Source organism: Streptomyces sp. CA2R106 (genome assembly GCF_037034245.1).
Taxonomy (GTDB): Bacteria; Actinomycetota; Actinomycetes; order Streptomycetales; family Streptomycetaceae; genus Actinacidiphila.
The window spans coordinates 595,673-613,246 of the sequence record NZ_JBAGKC010000001.1 but is presented as its reverse complement, the minus strand read 5'-3'; the positions used below and the strand labels follow the sequence as shown (position 1 = coordinate 613,246).

Here is a 17,574-nt window from a genome sequence, read left to right as displayed (position 1 = left end):
ACCCGACCCACCCCGCTGCCGCTGGAGGACGACCATGGACAGGGCCGAGGCGGTCATCCCGGCGCAGGGGGCCGACAGCGCCGCGCCCGGCGAGGCGCGGACCGGTGCCGCCGCCCGGCTGCGGCAGCACCTGTCCGGCGGCGGGGCGGACCCGTACGTGCTCGCGGTCGTCTTCTTCGCCGCCTACACCGCGCTGTCGGTGACCCGCTACCGGCAGCTGCTGACCATGTCCTGGGACCTGGGCATCTTCGAGCAGGCCGTCAAGTCCTACGCCCACCTGCACGCGCCGGTCGCCGATCTGAAGGGCCCCGGGTTCAACATCCTCGGCGACCACTTCAGCCCGATCACCGCGCTGCTGGCGCCCTTCTACCGGGTCTTCCCGACCCCGGTGACGCTGCTGGTCGCACAGGCGCTGCTGTTCGCGGTGTCGGTGATCCCCGTGGCGCGGGTCGCGGGGCTGCTGCTCGGGCGCGGCCGCGGGATCGCGGTCGGGGTGGCGTACGCCCTGTCGTGGGGGGTGCAGAAGGCCGTCCAGTTCGACTTCCACGAGATCGCCTTCGCGATGCCGCTGCTGGCGTTCTCCCTGGAGGCGGTGCTGCGTAGGAGGTGGGCGGCGGCGATGTGGTGGGCGGTGCCACTGGTCTTCGTCAAGGAGGACATGGGGGTGACGGCCGCCGCGATCGGCGTGATCGTGTGGTGGCGCACCAGGAGCGGTGCGCACGCGCCGGACACGGGGTCGGGCACCGCGCCGGGCGGCGTCCCGGAGGCGACGGCGAGCGCGGCCGAGGACGACGGCCGGGACGGCAGCACGGACGGCGGCCGGGACGGCAGCGGCGCAGACGGCTCCCACGGCGGGCCGCTGCCCGACTCCCTGCGCTTCGGCCCCTGGGCGCTCGGCCTGGCCGGCTTCGGCGTCGCCATGTCCGCGCTCGCCTTCGCCGTCATCATCCCGGCGTTCAACTCCACCGGCGGCTACGACTACTGGAACAAGCTCAACGGGAACGGCGCCCCGATGCCCGGCCACATCCCGTTCGACACCGCCCTGCACACCCTGCTGTGGATTCTGCTGCCCACCTCCGGGCTGCTGGCGCTGCGCTCCCCGCTGATCCTGGCCGCGCTGCCCACCATCGGCTGGCGGTTCGTCTCCCACGACGACCACTACTGGGGCACCGACTGGCACTACAGCGCCGTGCTGATGCCCGTGGTGATGCTGGCCCTGGTGGACGCCGCCGCCTCCGCCCGGCGCAGCCCGCGCCCTTGGCTTCGCTCCTACGCCTCCGGGCTGCCGGCGGCCGCGGCCGGCGCCGCCCTGGCGCTGACCATGACGCTCCCCCTGGAGTCGCTCGCCCACACCGCCACCTACAAGGTCGACGCCCGCACCAAGGCGATCGAGCACACCCTCGACAAGATCCCCGACGGTGCCACCGTGGAGGCGAACGTCGGCCCGATCAGCCACCTGGTGCACCGCACCACCGTGTACTGGGTGGGCGACACCGAGGGCGTCACCCCGCAGTACATCGCCCTCGACAACACCTCCGGCTGGGCCGGCGACCCGCTGACGTACGCCAAGCAGCTGCACCCGGCCGCGACCTACACCCTGGTCGGCGAGGACCAGGGCTACGTCGTACTGGCGCTGGCCGCGGGCACGAAGTAGCCGCCCTCGCGCGGCCGGTCAGTTGTCGAGCACCGTGGTCAGGAACTCCGCGGTCCACTGGAGCAGTTCGCGGCCCACCACCGGCTTCCCGCCGATCCGGGCGGTCGCCGGGCGGGGCACCAGCACCTGCTTGGTGGCCTGCCGGACCACCGAGCGCGGGTAGACCCGGCTCAGCCGCAGCTCCTGGGACTCGCGCAGCTCCACCGGCCCGAAGCGGATGTTGGCGCCCTGGAGGGTGATGTCGCTGACGCCGACCTTGCGGGCCAGTATCCGCAGCGCGGCGACCAGCAGCAGGTTCTCCACCGGCTCGGGCAGCTTGCCGTAGCGGTCGGTGAGCTCCTCGCGCACCGCCGCGATGTCCGCCTCGCTGGTGGCGGCGGCGATCGAGCGGTACGCCTGGAGGCGCAGCCGCTCGCCCGGCGCGTAGTCGTGCGGGACGTGCGCGTCGACCGGCAGCTCGATCTTCACCTCCAGCAGCTCCTCCTCGGCCGCGCCGCCGTTCTCCATCGCGTTGCGGTAGTCCGCGACCGCCTCGCCGACCATCCGCACGTACAGGTCGAAGCCGACCCCGGCGATGTGCCCGGACTGCTCGCCGCCGAGCAGGTTGCCCGCGCCGCGGATCTCCAGGTCCTTCATCGCGACGTACATGCCCGCGCCCATCTCGGTGTGCTGGGCGATGGTGGCCAGCCGCTCGTGCGCGGTCTCGGTGAGCGGCTTCTCCGGCGGGTACAGGAAGTACGCGTAGCCGCGCTCCCGGGAGCGGCCCACCCGGCCGCGCAGCTGGTGCAGCTGGGAGAGCCCGAAGGTGTCGCCGCGCTCCACGATGAGGGTGTTGGCGTTGGCGATGTCGATCCCGGACTCCACGATGGTGGTGGACACCAGGACGTCGAAGCGCTTCTCCCAGAAGTCGACCACCACCTGCTCCAGCTGCGACTCCCCCATCTGCCCGTGCGCGGTGGCGATCCGCGCCTCGGGGACGATCTCGCGCAGCCGCGCGGCGGCCCGGTCGATGGACTCCACCCGGTTGTGGATGTAGAACACCTGGCCCTCGCGCAGCAGTTCACGCCGGATGGCGGCGCCGATCTGCTTGTCCTCGTACGGGCCGACGAAGGTGAGCACCGGGTGGCGCTCCTCGGGCGGAGTGGTGATCGTGGACATCTCGCGGATGCCGGTGACCGCCATCTCCAGGGTGCGCGGGATCGGCGTGGCCGACATGGTGAGCACGTCGACATTGGCCCGCAGCTTCTTCAGCTGCTCCTTGTGCTCGACGCCGAACCGCTGCTCCTCGTCCACGATGACCAGGCCGAGGTCCTTGAACTTCGTCTCCGACGAGAACAGCCGGTGGGTGCCGATCACCAGGTCCACGCTGCCGTCCCGCAGCCCCTCCAGCACCGCCTTCGCCTCGGTCTCGCTCTGGAAGCGGGACAGGGCGCGGACGTTGACCGGGAACTGGGAGTAGCGCTCGGTGAAGGTGCCCATGTGCTGCTGCACCAGCAGGGTGGTCGGCACCAGGACCGCCACCTGCTTGCCGTCCTGGACCGCCTTGAACGCGGCGCGCACCGCGATCTCGGTCTTGCCGTAGCCGACGTCGCCGCAGATCAGCCGGTCCATCGGCACGGACTTCTCCATGTCCGACTTGACCTCGGCGATGGTGGTGAGCTGGTCGGGCGTCTCCGCGTACGGGAAGGCGTCCTCCAGCTCGCGCTGCCAGGGCGTGTCGGGGCCGAAGGTGTGGCCGGGGGCGGCCATCCGCGCGGAGTACAGCCGGATCAGGTCGGCGGCGATCTCCTTGACGGCCTTCTTCGCCCGCGCCTTGGTCTTCGTCCAGTCCGCGCCGCCCAGCCGGTGCAGCGAGGGCGCCTCGCCGCCCACGTACTTGGTGACCTGTTCGAGCTGGTCGGTGGGGACGAAGAGCCGGTCGCCGGGCTGGCCGCGCTTGGCCGGGGCGTACTCCACCACCAGATACTCGCGGGTGGCGCCCTGGACGGTGCGCTGCACCATCTCCACGTAGCGGCCGACGCCGTGCTGCTCGTGCACGATGTAGTCGCCGCCGGTGAGGGTGAGCGGGTCGATGGTCTTGCGGCGGCGCGAGGGCATCCGGCCCATGTCCTTGGCGGTGGAGCGCTGCCCGGACAGGTCGGTCTCGGTGAGCACCGCGACCTTCAGCGCGGTGTCCACGAAGCCGTGCTCCAGCGAACCGGTCGCCACGTGCACCACCGAGGGCGCCAGCTGCGCCGGGCCGGCCAGCTCCGGGTCCAGCCGGGCCGCGATCCCCTCGCCGCCCAGCACCTCCACCAGGCGCGCGGCCGGGCCGTGGCCCTCGGTGACGTAGACCGCGCGCCAGCCGTCGGCGAGCCAGCCCTTGGTGTCGGCGAGCGCGCGGGCGGTGTCCCCGCGGTACAGCTCCGGTGCGTGCATGCCCAGCCGCAGGGTGTCGCCGAACTCCGGCTCGGCGCCCCGCGCCGCGTCGCCGTACGCCCCGGCGGCCGCGCCCTCCTCGTCGGCTGCGAAGGGGCTCACCGACCACCACGGGGTGCCGAGCGTACGGGCATGCTCGCGCAGGTCGGCGATGGACCACAGGGAGGCGGCGCCCAGGTCGATCGGCGCGGCGCCGCCGCCCGCGGAGGCGGCCCAGGACGCCTCCAGGAACTCCCGGGAGGTCGCCACCAGGTCAGCGGCCCGGGTGCGCACCCGCTCCGGGTCGCAGACCACCGCCATCGCGCCGGCCGGCAGCACGTCGAGCAGCAGCTCCATGTCGTCGACCAGCACCGGGGCCAGCGACTCCATGCCCTCGACCGCGATGCCCTCGGCGATCTTGCCGAGCAGCTCCTCCAGTTCGGGGTGCTCGGCCGCCAGGTCCGCCGCGCGCGCCCTGACCTCCTCGGTGAGCAGCAGTTCACGGCACGGCGGCGCCCACAGGCCGTGCTCGGCGACTTCCAGGGAGCGCTGGTCGGCGACCTTGAAGTAGCGGATCTCCTCGACCTCGTCGCCCCAGAACTCCACCCGCAGCGGGTGCTCCTCGGTCGGCGGGAAGACGTCCAGGATGCCGCCGCGCACCGCGAACTCGCCGCGCTTCTCGACCAGCTCCACCCGGGCGTAGGCGGCCGCCGCGAGCGCGTCGACCACCTCGTCCAGGTCCGCGGTGCCGCCGCTGCGCAGGGCCACCGGCTCCAGGTCGCCGAGCCCCTTGACCTGCGGCTGGAGCACCGACCTGATGGGTGCGACCACCACCTGGACCGGGCCGGCCGCCACGTCGTCCGCGTCCGGGTGCGCCAGCCGCCGCAGCACCGCCAGCCGGCGGCCCACGGTGTCGCTGCGCGGGGAGAGCCGCTCGTGCGGCAGCGTCTCCCAGGACGGGTACTCCACCACCGTGTCCGGCGGCAGCAGCGAGCGCAGCGCGGCGGCCAGGTCCTCGGCCTCGCGGCCGGTGGCGGTGACCGCGAGCACCGTACGGCGCGCGCGGGCGGCCAGCGCCGCGACCACCAGGGGGCGCGCGGCGGGCGGGCCGACCAGGTCGACCTGCGGCCGGTTGCCCGCGGCGGCGGACTCGACCGCCTCGGCGAGAGCGGTGTCCTCGACGACGACGTCGACCAGACCGTTCAGACTCATCAGGGTTCCGTCCCGAAAGGTGAGCAGAGCAACGCGAAGCGCCCGACACGTCGCACGGGCCGGGGGTCCTTCCAGCGTACGACGTACCGGTGACAGCCACCGCCCGACCGCTGCCGTCGGCGCCGTCCTGAGGGAGGGGCCTGCTACGTTGCGTAGCTTCGGGCCCGGCAGACCGGGCCCGGACAACCGAACACGGTGGGGAGGGACCTTGAGGAAGTCAGATCAGGGACACCGAAGAGGGTCACGGGGGGCACGCAGCGCGGCGGTGGCCGCGCTCGTGGCGGGCGCGCTGTCGCTGTCGCTGTCCGGGGCGGGGGCCGCGCAGGCCGAGCCGGGCGGCGGCAGGGCCGCGGGCAGCACGTCCGGTGCCGCGCACGGGACGCTCCAGGAGGACTTCGCGCGCGCCGCGCAGGAGTTCCACGTACCGCAGGGCCTGCTCATGGCGGTGGCGTACCACCAGTCGCTGTGGGACACGCACGCCGGAGCGCCCAGCACCACGGGCAACTACAACGTCATGGGCCTGACCCATGTGGACACCGCCGCCCTCCAGGCGGCGGGCACGGCGCCGGACACCGACGAGCGCGGCGCGGGCGGCAGCTCCGCCCCGGCCGCCACGCGCGCCAAGGCCGCCACCCAGGAGGCGAGCGGCCCGACGGCCGCCTACCGCACCCTGGACGCGGCGGCGAAGCTGACCGGCGCCTCCCAGGCGAAGCTGCGCACCGACGCGGCGCAGAGCGTCCGCGGCGGCGCCGCGCTCCTCGCGCACTACGAGCGGCAGCTCGCCGGCGCGCTGCCGGCCGACCCGGGGGCCTGGTACGGCGCCGTGGCGCGCTTCAGCCAGTCCACCGACGCCCAGGGCGCGGGGCAGTACGCCGACCGCGTCTACAGCACGCTGCGGGCCGGCGTGACGCGTACCACCGCCGACGGCCAGCAGGTCGCGCTCGCGGCCGAGCCGTCCGTGGCGCCGCAGACCTCAGAGCTGGCGGACCTCGGGCTGCCGTCGGCGACCGCGGAGGCCGCGCAGGAGACCCGGGCCGCCACCGAGGTCGCCGGTGCGCCCGCCGCCGCCGCGGCGAACCCGACGCCTGAGTGCCCGTCCGGCCTGACGTGCAACTACGTGCCGGCCGCCTACGCGCAGACCGACCCGAGCGACAAGTCGAAGTACGGCAGTTACGACCTGGCGAACCGCCCGGCCGACGGCAACACCATCAAGTACATCGTGATCCATGACACCGAGGGCAGCTACAGCAGCGCGCTCGGGATATTCCAGGACCCGAACCAGTACGCCACCCCGCACTACATCGTGCGCTCGTCCGACGGCCTGGTCACCCAGGTCGTGCAGACCAAGAACGTGGCCTGGCACGCGGGCAACTACTACGTCAACGCGCACTCGATCGGCATCGAGCACGAGGGCATCGCGATCTCCGGCGCGTCCTGGTACAGCGAGTCGCTGTACGAGTCGTCGGCCGCGCTGGTGCGCTACCTGGCGAACCGGTTCGGCGTGCCGCTGGACCGCCAGCACATCCTCGGCCACGACGACGTGCCCTCGCCGCAGACCGCCCAGCTGACCAGCATGCACTGGGACCCGGGCCCGTACTGGAACTGGTCGCACTACCTGGACCTGCTGGGCGCGACCCCTGGTGGCGGCGGCACCCCGGTGGTGGGCGGCGAGATCACCATCGACCCGCCGTTCACCTCGGCGAACGAGCCGGCCGTCACCGGGTGCAGCCCCGACCCGTGCACGGCGCAGCCGACCAGCTTCGTCTACCTGCGCACCTCGCCGTCCACGACGGCGGCGCTGATCGGCGACCCGGTGCTGGCGGCCGACAAGGTCGCCAACGGCACCACGCAGGCGGCCGACCTCACGGACAAGGCGGTCGCCGGGCAGTCCTTCGTGGTGGCCGGCGTCCAGGGCGACTGGACGGCGATCTGGTACGGCGGCCAGAAGGCGTGGTTCTACAACCCCGGCGGCCGGTTCGCCGTCGCGAACGGCAGCACCGCGCGGCATGTGGTCACCCCGGCCGGCAGCAGCGCGGTCCCGGTGTACGGGCGGGCCTACCCGGAGGCGTCGGCGTACCCCTCGGTGATCGCCGACGTGGCGAGCCAGGCCACCCAGATCGTGGCACCGCTGGGCTACACGATCCCGGCCGGCCAGTCCTACGTCGCCGACGACCCGGTGAACGCCGACTACTACTACGCGAAGAACATCGACCAGAGCGCGCCGGGCGACCAGACGCGGGTGGTGGGCAGCACCGTCTACTACCCGATCCGCTTCAACCACCGGCTCGGGTACGTCAAGGCGAGCGACGTCACGGCGTCCTCGGCGGTCACCCCGCCGGCCGGGACGTTCACCCCGGCGGGCCCGACCCGGATCATGGACACCCGCAACGGCACCGGGGTCGCCAAGGGCGCGGTCGGCGCCGGGAAGACGATCAGCCTCCAGGTCGCGGGCAGCGGCGGGGTGCCCAGCAGCGGGGTGACGGCGGTCGTCATGAACGTCACCGCGGTCAGCCCCACCACCACCGGGCACCTGATCGTCTACCCCGACGGCACCACCCAGCCGGGCACCTCCAGCCTCAACTACCCGGCCGGCCGCACGATCGCGAACCTGGTCGTGGTGCCGGTGGCGGACGGCAAGGTGGACTTCTACAACTCGGCCGGCAGCGTGGACGTCCTCGCCGACGTCACCGGCTACTACACCTCGTCGACCGGTGGTTCCCGGTTCGCCCCGGTCGGGCCCGCGCGGCTGATGGACACGCGCAACGGCACCGGCGGGGTGACCGGTCCGGTGGCGGCGGGCAAAACCGTTTCCCTCCAGGTCACCGGCGGCTCCACCGGTATCCCCGCGGACGGGGTGACGGCAGTCGTCATGAACGTCACCGCGGTCAGCCCCACCGCGACCGGGCACCTGATCGTCTACCCCGACGGCACCACCCAGCCGGGCACCTCAAGCCTGAACTTCCCGGCGGGCACCACCATCGCCAACCTGGTGACGGTGCCGGTGGTCGACGGAAAGGTCGACTTCTACAACTCGGCGGGCAGCGTGAACGTCCTCGCCGACATCACCGGCTACTACACCTCGTCGACGGATGGTTCGCTCTTCCACTCCACCGGGCCGACCCGGCTGATGGACACCCGCAACGGCACCGGCGGCACCAAGGGCGCTCTCGCCGGCGGCAAGACCCTCACGCTGGCGCTCGCCGGGCACGGCGGGCTGCCCGCGAGCGGGGTGACGGCGGTGGTCATGAACGTCACCGCGGTCAGCCCGACCACCACCGGGCACGTCATCGTCTACCCCGACGGCGCGACCCGGCCGGACACCTCCAGCCTCAACTTCCCCGCCGGGCAGACCATCCCCAACCTGGTGGTGGTCCCGGTGACGGACGGCAAGCTGGACTTCTACAACTCGGCCGGCAGCGTCAACCTGCTGGCCGACATCACCGGCTACTTCACGTCCTGACCGCCCAGACGCGCACGACACGGCGGCCCCGGCCACGCGAGGAAGGTTCGCGTGTCCGGGGCCGCCGCTTGGGGTGCCGGCCGGGGTGCGGGCCGGCGGGTCGCCGCCGGGTCGCTCAGTCGGTGGCGATCGCGTTCAGCACGTTCATCCGCGCGGCCCGGAAGGCCGGCAGCAGCGCGGCCAGCAGGCCCACCACCGCGGACGCCAGGAAGACGATCACGATGGTGCTCCACGGGATGCGCAGGATGTGCAGACCCTGGGTGGCCAGCACCTGCTGGGCGGTGGAGCCCCAGCCGAGGCCCAGGCCCAGGCCCACCAGCGCCCCGAAGAGCGAGATGACCACCGACTCCAGTCGGATCATCCGCCGCAGCTGGCGCCTGGAGGTGCCGATCGCCCGCATCAGGCCGATCTCCCGGGTGCGCTCCACCACCGACAGCGCCAGGGTGTTGACCACGCCGAGCACCGCCACGATGATCGCCAGCGCCAGCAACGCGTAGATCATGTAGAGCAGCTGGTTGACCTGGCTCTTGATCAGGTGCTTGTAGTCGGCCTGGTCGCGCACGTCGATCTGCGGGTAGGCGTGCGTCTTCGCCTTCAGGGATGCGTACGCTTCCTTCTCCTTGCCGGAGACGGCCTTGCCGAACATCATGAAGTCGCCGGGCATCTTGTCGGCGGGCAGGTAGGCGCGCGCGGTGTCGATGCTGGTGAACAGGCTGCCGTGTTCCAGGGCGGTGTCGTCGCTGGTGACGGCGGCGACCTTCAGGTGCGCGGTGCGGCCGCCGACCAGGGCGACGGTCAGCACGTCGCCGACCTTGACGTGGTTGTCCTTGGCGAAGCCCTCCGGCACGGACATCGCGTCCTTGCCGTAGGCGTCCTGGAGCTTGCCCTGGGTGGTGGCGAGTTGTACGTCCTGCGGGTAGGTCGGGTCCGCGGCGCTGAGCTTCTCCTTGACCTGCTTGCCGGACGGCGTGGTGAGGGTGGCGCTGACGAGGGTGTACTCGGTGAGGTGGTCGAGGTCCTTCGCCGATTTGATCGCCTTGGCGGCGGCCGGGGTGATGGGCTGCGAGGCGCCGCCCCCGACCTCGACGATGAAGTCCGCGCCGACCGACTTGTCGAGCTGGTCGGTGGCGGAGGCCACCATGGAGGAGCCGACCACCGACATCCCGGCCACCAGCGCCAGTCCGATCATCAGCGCGGAGGCGGTGGCGCCGGTACGGCGCGGGTTGCGCAGCGCGTTGCGCTCGGCGAGCCGCCCCATCGGGCCGAAGAAGCGCAGCACCACCGCGCTGACGGCGCGCACCACCACGCCGGCCAGCAGCGGGCCGACGACCACGAAGCCGACCAGGGACAGCAGCACGCCGATCCCGAGCAGGCCGCCGCCGGAGGACGCCTTGTCCGTGTGCGCGGCGGCGACCAGGGCGAACGCGCCCGCGGCGCACACCAGTACACCGAGCGCGGCCCGGACCTTCCCGGCCCGGCCGTCGGCCGGGGTCCCGGCGTCGCGCAGCGCGGCCATCGGGGAGATCTTCCCGGCGCGGCGGGCCGGGATGTAGGCCGAGACCACCGTCACGACGACGCCGACGACCAGGCCGACGACAGGGGTGGTGGCCTTGATGGTCAGCTCCGAACTGTCCAGCTTCAGACCGGCCTTGCCCATGAGCTTCATCAGCCCGACGGCCAGGCCGATGCCGCCGCCGATACCGGCCACGGAGCCGACGGTGCCGAGCATCACCGCCTCGATCAGCACCGACCGGTTGACCTGGCGGCGGCTGGAGCCGAGCGCCCGCATCAGGCCGATCTCCCGGGTGCGCTGGGCGACCAGCATGGAGAAGGTGTTGACGATCAGGAAGACGCCGACCAGGACCGCGATCCCGGCGAAGCCGAGCATCGCGTACTTCATGAAGTTCAGGAAGCCGCCGACCTGGTCCTTCTCCTTCTTGGCGGTCTCGGCCGCGGTGTCGATCGTGTAGTTGCCGCCGATCGCGGCCTTCACGTTCGCCTTGAGCTGGTCGTTGGTGACGCCCTTGGCGGCGGTCAGGCCGTACCCGGTGTAGGCGTCGGTGCGGCCGAGCAGCTTGGCCTGGGCGACGGCGGTGTCCGTGTAGACCACCGCGGCGCCCGGGTTGGTCTCCTTGAAGGAGACGATGCCGGTGATGGTGACTTTGAACTCGCCAGGCTGCGCGATGACGCGCAGGGTGTCGCCGATCCTCAGGTGCTTGGCCTTGGCGGTGTCGGCGTCGATCACCGCGTCGTGGTCGGTGGCCGGCAGGTGGCCGGAGCTGAGTTCGACCGCCTTGGTCTCGGTGGTGTCCCAGTTGCTGACGATCGTCGGGGCGCCGGAGGACGGGCTGATCTTGTTGTTGTGCGCGTCGGCGACGGTGACTTCCTCGCTGGTCACGTCGGGCACCGCGGCGGCGACCCCGGTCACGTGCGCGAGCCTGGCCTGGAGGGAGGCCGGCAGGGTGTCCGGGATACCGGTGTCCTGCGCGTTCTTGACCTCCTTGGCGCTGACGGTGACGTCGGAGGCGGAGTTGCCGAAGAGCTTGTCGAAGGTGGCGGTCATGGTGTCGGTGAAGACCAGGGTGCCGCAGATGAACGCCACCGACAGCAGCACCGCGACACCGGACAGGGCCATCCGGCCCTTGTGCGCGAAGAAGTTGCGCACCGATGTCCTGAAGACGGTCACGAGGTCCTCCCGCGACCGTCGAAGGACTTCATCCGCTCCAGCACCGAGTCGGCGGTCGGGTCGGCCATCTCGTCCACGATCCGGCCGTCGGCGAGGTAGAGCACGCGGTCGGCGTAGGAGGCGGCCACCGGGTCGTGGGTGACCATCACGATGGTCTGGCCGAGGTCGTCGACCGAGCGGCGCAGGAAGCCGAGCACCTCGGCGCCGGCCCGGGAGTCCAGGTTGCCGGTCGGCTCGTCGCCGAAGATGATCTCCGGCCGCGCGGCCAGCGCCCGGGCCACCGCGACGCGCTGCTGCTGGCCGCCGGACAGCTGGGTCGGGCGGTGCTTGAGCCGCCCGGCCAGGCCGACGGTCTCCACCACCCGGTCCATCCACTCGCGGTCGACCTTGCGGCCGGCGATGTCCATCGGCAGCGTGATGTTCTCCGCCGCGTTCAGCGTCGGCAGCAGGTTGAACGACTGGAAGATGAAGCCGATCTTGTCCCGGCGCAGCCGGGTGAGCTTCTTGTCCTTCAGGTCGGTGATCTCGGTCCCGCCGATCCAGATGCGGCCCTCGCTGACCGTGTCGAGCCCGGCCAGGCAGTGCATGAGGGTGGACTTACCGGAGCCGGAGGGGCCCATGATCGCGGTGAAGCGGCCGCGGGCGATGTCCACGTCCACCGCGTCCAGCGCGACCACGCGGGTCTCACCGGAGCCGTACGCCTTCGTCACTGCCCGGCCCGCGGCGGCAACGGCCGTGCGTTCTCCGCTGCCCCCGGCTGTGGGAACCGTCGTAGCCGTCGTCACTTCTGTCTCCCGTTGGTTGTTCTCGCTGGTGCGCGCGGCCGTCGTGGTCCGCGCGGCCGTCGGTCGCGGTGCGCCGGGCACCGGTCGCCTGATGCCCTTGAGCCTGCCGGAGCCGGTGTCGGCGGACAATGGTGGAACTATCCGTTCGCGGGGTGGGGTTATCCCCACCCCGCCGCGACGGCGAGGGGGTTCCAGCCCGCCCTTCGACGGTAGACAGCGCGGACGGCGCGATCGTCATCCGGCGGTACGAACCGGCGGGCGCCGCAAGTAGGTGTGTCCCCCTAGGGGTCTGCTACCCGAGGGGGACATGCGGCTCAGGGTCGGTGGCGCGGACCTGCTCCGACGCCCCGTCAGGAGTCGGCGCGCAGGGCCGAGACGCCCAGCTCGAGGGCGGCTTCGAGGTGGGTGGTCCGGCCGGTCTGGAGCAGGATCGCCACGCCGCCCTGGACACCTGCGAGCAGCGCCGCGGCGGCCTGTTCGGGGTCGGTGCCGGGTGCGGTCGCGCCCTGCTCGCGCATCGCCCGGATGCCGTCGGCGAGCTTGCGCTGCCACTGCTGGAGCAGCCGTGCGGTGACCTCGCGGGAGGCGGGCGTGGTCCGGGTCAGCTGCGTCATCAGCGTGCCCAGCGGGCAGGTCATGCCCTGCTCGCGGTAGCGGGCCAGCACCGCCTCGCGCCAGGCGTCCCATGCCGCCCAGGACGTCAGGTCGCTCAGGAACGGCTCCTGGTCGTGCAGCACCCGGTCCGCCTCGTACTGCGCGACGGCGTACATCAACTGCTCACGGCCGTCGGGGAAGTAGTGGAAGAGCTGGCTCTTGCTGGTCGCGGTCGCCCGGCACACGTCCTCCAGGGTGGTGGCGACCACGCCCCGGGCGCGGATCTCGGCGGCGGCGCCCTCGACGATGCGCTGCCGGGTGGCCCGGCCCTTCGCGGTGAGTTTCACCGGCTGCTGCGTCATGCCTCCAGCGTCGCACAGCACGGCGCCATTTGTGGACTTGCTGGTCCATTTTCTGGGTGCCACTCTCGACCACGCCGCCAGGGAGCACCGCCGGACACCGCGGAGCCCCGGGCGCGCCACACGACAGCGGCACCCAGGAGGAGAAGGTCATGGAACGGCGATTCGACGGCAGGACCGCCCTGGTCACGGGCTCGACCTCGGGCATCGGAGCGGAGGTGGCCCGCACCCTGGCCGCGCAGGGCGCGCTGGTCGTGCTCAGCGGGCGGCGGGCCGAGCGCGGCGAGGCGGTGGTGGAGGAGATCGAGGCGGCCGGCGGCCGGGCGGTGTTCGTGGCAGCCGACCTCGCCGCCGGCGGCGCGGCCGTGCGGAGCCTGGCCGACGCGGCACTGGAGGCGGCCGGCGGCCGGCTGGACATCCTGGTCAACAACGCGGCGCAGCTGCTGGGCCTGCTCCCCACCGAGCAGACCGACGAGGCGACCCTGGACACCGCCTTCGCGGTCAGCGTGAAGGCCCCCTTCCAGCTCACCGGGCTGCTGGTGCCGGCGATGGCCGAGCGCGGCAGCGGCGCGGTGGTCAACATGGGCTCCATCAACGGCTCGGTCGGCATGGCCGACTCCGCCCTGTACAGCATGACCAAGGCAGCGGTGCACTCGCTGACCAAGTCCTGGGCGGCGGAGTACGGTCCGCGCGGCGTACGGGTCAACGCGGTCGCCCCGGGCCCCACCGAGACCGAGGGCAACGCCGCCCACGCGGACGTCATCGCACCCCTGCTGGCGGCCAGCCCGGCCCGCCGGATGGGCCGCCTGGACGAGGTGGCCGCCGCGGTGGCCTTCCTCGCCAGCGACGAGGCGACGCACATCCACGGGGCGATCCTGCCGGTGGACGGCGGCTTCACCGCGGTGTGAGCGGTGCGGGAGGCGCCGACAGCACGGGAGGTGCCGGCGGTGCGGGCCGCACGCGGGGCCGGGTCGTACGGGTTTCAGCCCATCGTCAGGCGCACCGGGCGTGCCCCGCCGAGCAGGGCGGCCAGCGCCCGGTCGACGTCCGGGCCGACGTACCAGTCGCCGGTGTGGTCCACCGCGTAGACCCGCCCGTCGGGGTCGATGGCCAGCAGCGCGCCGGACCCCGGCTCCTCGCCGAGCGGGCTGATCTCGGTCTCCAGCGCCCGCCCGAGGTCGCCGAAGGTACGGGCCAGGTGCAGGCCGCGCAGCGGGTCGACGACGACGGCGGAAGGCGCCACCTGGCGGCCGGGGCCGGCCGCGGGCGGGATCTCCAGACCGCCGAACTCCGCCCACGCCTCGACCGCCGCCGGGAAGACCGCGTGCCGGTGGCCGCCCGGCGAGAGGTGCCCGCGCAGCCGGTCCGCCCACACCTCGGCCTGCTTGATGTCCCAGCGCCCTGGCTGCCAGCCGGCCGTGCGCAGCGCGGCGTCGACGCCCATCGGGAAGCGGGTGCCGCCCGCCGTGCCCGCGCTCACGCGCCCGCCGCCGCGGGATCGAAGGGCCGCACCCCGAAGTGCGCGAGCAGGGGCGCGCAGGAGCGGCACGGCGGTGCGTAGCTGCCGTGCGCGGGGTCGCCGTCCTCGCGTATGCGGCGCGCGGTGAGTTTGGCGCCGCGCAGCGCCTTGCGCGCCTCGCCCTGAGTCAGCGGCCGGCGCGAGGCCCGCTTGCTGCGGTTCGCCTCGACCGCCGTCAAGTGCCGTGAGAGGAGCACCGGTTCCGGGCAGCGGCCGGTGAACCGTTCACGCTGGGCGACCGGGAGGGCGTCCAGGAAGTCCTGCACGATCGGGTGGAGCACGGGCGGCTGCTCGCCCTTGGCGCCGGTGCAGGTGAGCACCTCGTCCCGGATGGACAGCGCGGCCGCGATCGCGGGCAGGATGCCGTCCCGGCGGTGCCGCAGCACCGGGGCCGCCATCCCGTCGCGGGCAGCGCTCCAGCTCAGCCTGGGGTCGGCGGTGTCCGCCGCTGGTAGCCGAGTTGTCATATCCTGCCCCGTTCCGTCGTTCACCCGCCCCAAGGCGGCAGCTCCCCCGTCTGCCGGATCAGAGTGCCAAAGACGCCATCCGGGAGGGAAGCGGATCACGATGTGGCGACCCTTCTGTGTGGGCCATGTCACCGTCCTGTGACGTCACCGCCGTGCTTCGAACACGGAGCGCACACATCCGCCGCCGCGCCGTCGCCGTCACGAGGCGGCCGTGCGGCGGGAACGGGTGCGCCGCCGCGGGGGGTCCGTACGGCGCCGCGGGCGCGGGGCGGTTCGCGCGGCGCCGGGCTGACGGGGCTTCATCGTGACCGTGCGGTGACCGTGTTGTGAGCAGCGCCATAGGCGGCGGGGCGGGCCCGGTGCCGTAGAGTCGCGCGGCAGCGGGCGGACGCCCGCGAGGGCCGGGCCGGGACGCCACGGACCGGACGCGGCGCGCGGGCAAGGGCGGCGCCGCGGCGCCGGGCCCGCACACGACACAGGGGAAGCCATAGATGCGGATACGCCCACGCCGTCGCCTACTGACCGGTAGCCGCAGGGTGCTGCCCGTGGCCGTCCTGGTGCCCGCGCTGGCACTCACCGCGGCCTGCGGCGGCGGCAAGAGCAAGGACAGCGGCAGCGCGGCGTCCAAGAAGCTCACCGGCTCGGTGATCACCGCGAAGGACGTGAACCATCTCAAGGTGGTGCCCGCGACCGATGACAGCCAGCTGCTGGGCGCCGAGCAGACCACCGATCCCGCGGCGTGCCAGCCGGTGGCCGACCAGTGGAGCCTGGAGCCGAAGCTCGCCAGGACCGTCTACACCGGCGCGCTGGTCACCGACACCGCGGCCGCGGAGGCGGGCGCGAAGACGATCTCGCTGGAGGTCGTGGCCTCCTACCGGGCCGGGCGCGCGAAGCAGGTGCTCGACCAGTTGTCGGCCGCGGTCGCCCACTGCTCCGGCTACAAGGTCACCCGCAACGGCCGGACGTCCGCCTTCACGGTCAAGAGCGTCGCCGCGTCCGCAGCGGTCGGCGGCACCTTCGGCGACCAGCAGGTGACCTACACCGTCTCCGACCCCGCGCTCGGCGCCTCCGGGATGGCGCTGGTCACCGTGGTCCGGGTCGGCGACTTCGTGGCGGCCTTCGAGACGGTGCGCGCGGACCACAAGACCGCGGCGCTGCGGGCGGAGATCGCGAGCAAGCAGGTCGACAAGCTGCGGGCGGCGGCCGGCACGAAGTGACCCCGGGCCGGGGCGGACAGGCCGCGCAGGCAGCCCCGCGGCCACCCCGGTCTGTCCCGGTCCGCCCCAGCTGGCTGCGCCGAAGCGGGCGATCGGGGCGAACCGGGCGCGGGGAGCGAGTTGTCCACAGGCGCGAGGACGGGACCCGCGGGGCTCTTGCACGACCCCCTAGGCTGTCGTCATCAGCTCAGACGCAGCAGGGGGCAATCGCCATGACCACAGGCCCGCAAGGGCTGGGATCACCTCCCGGACCCGCAGCCGCCGCGCGCACCGCGCCGCCCAACGCGGCCTACGCCGGACAGGTCGTGCACTTTCCCGACCCGATCCGGGCCGCCCGCCACCCGCAAGGCGTGTGGGTGGACGACGCGGGCTACCCCGACTTCTCGCCGTACGCCCGCGCGGCGGCCGAGATAGCCGAGCCGCCCGAGGGCTTCGGCGTGGACGAACTGCGCCTGACGGACTACGTGTCCGCCAACGCGGCGCTGCACGCCTCCGGCCACGAACTATGGGGCAGCCTGTCGCCGGTCGCCACCCCGCACGGCTGGACCTGGCACCACGTCCACGGCAGCCGCCGGCTCGAACTGGTGCCGGTGGAGGTCAAGGCGCTGCTGCGGCACCACGGCGGCCTGGCCGCCTCCGTGGCCGACCACGCCAAGCGCGGCACCCGTCCGCTCCAGGAGACCCGCCCGGTGCACTTCGGGCTGCCCAAGGAGCCGGTCGCGGTCACCGAGCAGCAAGTGCGGGACGTCGAGGAGGAGTTGGGGTACCGCCTGCCCGGCTCCTACCGCACCTTCCTCAAGGCGGCCGGCGGCTGCGCCCCCAAGGGCGTCGCCCTCGACCCCGACCTCGGCCTGCTGCTCGACCAGCCGTTCTTCACCGTCCGCGACGAGGCGGCGACCAACGACCTGGTGTACGTGAACAAGTGCCTGCGCGACCACCTCACCAAGGACTACCTGGCGATCGGCTACATCCAGGGCGGCCTGCTCGCGGTGCGGGTGAAGGGCGAGGGCGCCGGCTCGGTCTGGTTCCTCGGTTACGACGACGCGCGCGACGGCGACCGCTGGGCCACCCCGGCCGAGCGGGTGGCCGAGCTGCTGCTGCCCTGCGGCGACTCGCTCGACGCCTTCCTGCTGAGACTGGTCGGCAATCCGCCCGAGTTGGACACGGTCGCGAATCTGATGGTCGACGGCGGCTTCGCCAGCGCCGCGTCCGTGGAGGGGTGAG

At 72.9% G+C, this 17,574-nt stretch carries 11 protein-coding genes; 5 read left to right on the top strand and 6 right to left on the bottom strand.

All coding sequences use genetic code 11. From position 1 onward, the window contains the following. Positions 1-34: 34 nt before the first annotated feature. Positions 35-1,654 carry a DUF2079 domain-containing protein gene (locus tag WA788_RS02670; RefSeq protein WP_335971059.1) on the top strand — a complete coding sequence of 540 codons (1,620 nt, stop codon included), beginning with the start codon at positions 35-37 and terminating at the stop codon, positions 1,652-1,654. Between the two features lie 18 nt (positions 1,655-1,672). Here the strand turns inward: WA788_RS02670 and mfd are convergent, their stop codons facing one another. Next, entirely contained in the window at positions 1,673-5,263 is a 3,591-nt protein-coding gene (mfd, locus tag WA788_RS02665; RefSeq protein ID WP_335971057.1) for a transcription-repair coupling factor, read from the bottom strand. Between the two features lie 265 nt (positions 5,264-5,528). Here mfd and WA788_RS02660 point away from each other — a divergent pair, with 265 nt between their 5' ends. Further along, on the top strand, positions 5,529-8,723 hold the full coding sequence (locus WA788_RS02660; protein ID WP_335971055.1) for an N-acetylmuramoyl-L-alanine amidase: 3,195 nt from the start codon (positions 5,529-5,531) through the stop codon (positions 8,721-8,723). 115 nt (positions 8,724-8,838) lie between these two features. On the opposite strand, the gene WA788_RS02655 is transcribed toward WA788_RS02660, so the two are convergent. The 3 genes from WA788_RS02655 to WA788_RS02645 form a co-directional block, all read right to left on the bottom strand. Next, positions 8,839-11,409: an ABC transporter permease gene (locus tag WA788_RS02655; RefSeq protein WP_335971052.1), complete on the bottom strand. Its 2,571-nt coding sequence runs from the start codon at positions 11,407-11,409 to the stop codon at positions 8,839-8,841. Beyond that, positions 11,406-12,194 (bottom strand): ABC transporter ATP-binding protein, encoded by a 789-nt coding sequence (locus WA788_RS02650; RefSeq protein WP_335971051.1) that lies wholly within the window; start codon positions 12,192-12,194, stop codon positions 11,406-11,408. The genes WA788_RS02655 and WA788_RS02650 overlap by 4 nt, the downstream gene beginning before the upstream one ends. A gap of 350 nt (positions 12,195-12,544) precedes the next feature. Beyond that, positions 12,545-13,150, bottom strand: a complete 606-nt coding sequence (locus WA788_RS02645) for a TetR/AcrR family transcriptional regulator (RefSeq protein ID WP_335971049.1) — start codon at positions 13,148-13,150, stop codon at positions 12,545-12,547. A gap of 149 nt (positions 13,151-13,299) precedes the next feature. On the opposite strand from WA788_RS02645, the gene WA788_RS02640 reads away from it, so the two are divergent. Beyond that, positions 13,300-14,055, top strand: a complete 756-nt coding sequence (locus WA788_RS02640) for an SDR family NAD(P)-dependent oxidoreductase (protein WP_335971047.1) — start codon at positions 13,300-13,302, stop codon at positions 14,053-14,055. A gap of 74 nt (positions 14,056-14,129) precedes the next feature. Here the strand turns inward: WA788_RS02640 and WA788_RS02635 are convergent, their stop codons facing one another. Beyond that, on the bottom strand, positions 14,130-14,591 hold the full coding sequence (locus tag WA788_RS02635) for an SUKH-3 domain-containing protein (RefSeq protein WP_335971290.1): 462 nt from the start codon (positions 14,589-14,591) through the stop codon (positions 14,130-14,132). A 32-nt stretch (positions 14,592-14,623) separates the two neighbouring features. Next, positions 14,624-15,133 (bottom strand): YwqJ-related putative deaminase, encoded by a 510-nt coding sequence (locus WA788_RS02630; protein WP_335971045.1) that lies wholly within the window; start codon positions 15,131-15,133, stop codon positions 14,624-14,626. A gap of 545 nt (positions 15,134-15,678) precedes the next feature. Here WA788_RS02630 and WA788_RS02625 point away from each other — a divergent pair. Further along, complete coding sequence (locus WA788_RS02625; RefSeq protein WP_335971044.1) at positions 15,679-16,350, top strand: hypothetical protein; 672 nt, start codon at positions 15,679-15,681, stop codon at positions 16,348-16,350. Between the two features lie 212 nt (positions 16,351-16,562). Further along, positions 16,563-17,573, top strand: coding sequence for an HNH endonuclease (locus WA788_RS02620; RefSeq protein WP_335971043.1), 1,011 nt, complete (start codon positions 16,563-16,565; stop codon positions 17,571-17,573). Position 17,574: the final 1 nt, after the last annotated feature.

Bases quoted from the DNA above. Each gene is read 5' to 3' on its own strand.
- WA788_RS02640 (WP_335971047.1), top strand. From the start codon at position 13,300: ATGGAACGGCGATTCGACGGCAGGACCGCCCTGGTCACGGGCTCGACC.
- WA788_RS02620 (WP_335971043.1), top strand. From the start codon at position 16,563: ATGACCACAGGCCCGCAAGGGCTGGGATCACCTCCCGGACCCGCAGCC.
- WA788_RS02635 (WP_335971290.1), bottom strand. From the start codon at position 14,591: ATGGGCGTCGACGCCGCGCTGCGCACGGCCGGCTGGCAGCCAGGGCGC.
- WA788_RS02645 (WP_335971049.1), bottom strand. From the start codon at position 13,150: ATGACGCAGCAGCCGGTGAAACTCACCGCGAAGGGCCGGGCCACCCGG.
- WA788_RS02630 (WP_335971045.1), bottom strand. From the start codon at position 15,133: ATGACAACTCGGCTACCAGCGGCGGACACCGCCGACCCCAGGCTGAGC.
- WA788_RS02670 (WP_335971059.1), top strand. From the start codon at position 35: ATGGACAGGGCCGAGGCGGTCATCCCGGCGCAGGGGGCCGACAGCGCC.
- mfd (WP_335971057.1), bottom strand. From the start codon at position 5,263: ATGAGTCTGAACGGTCTGGTCGACGTCGTCGTCGAGGACACCGCTCTC.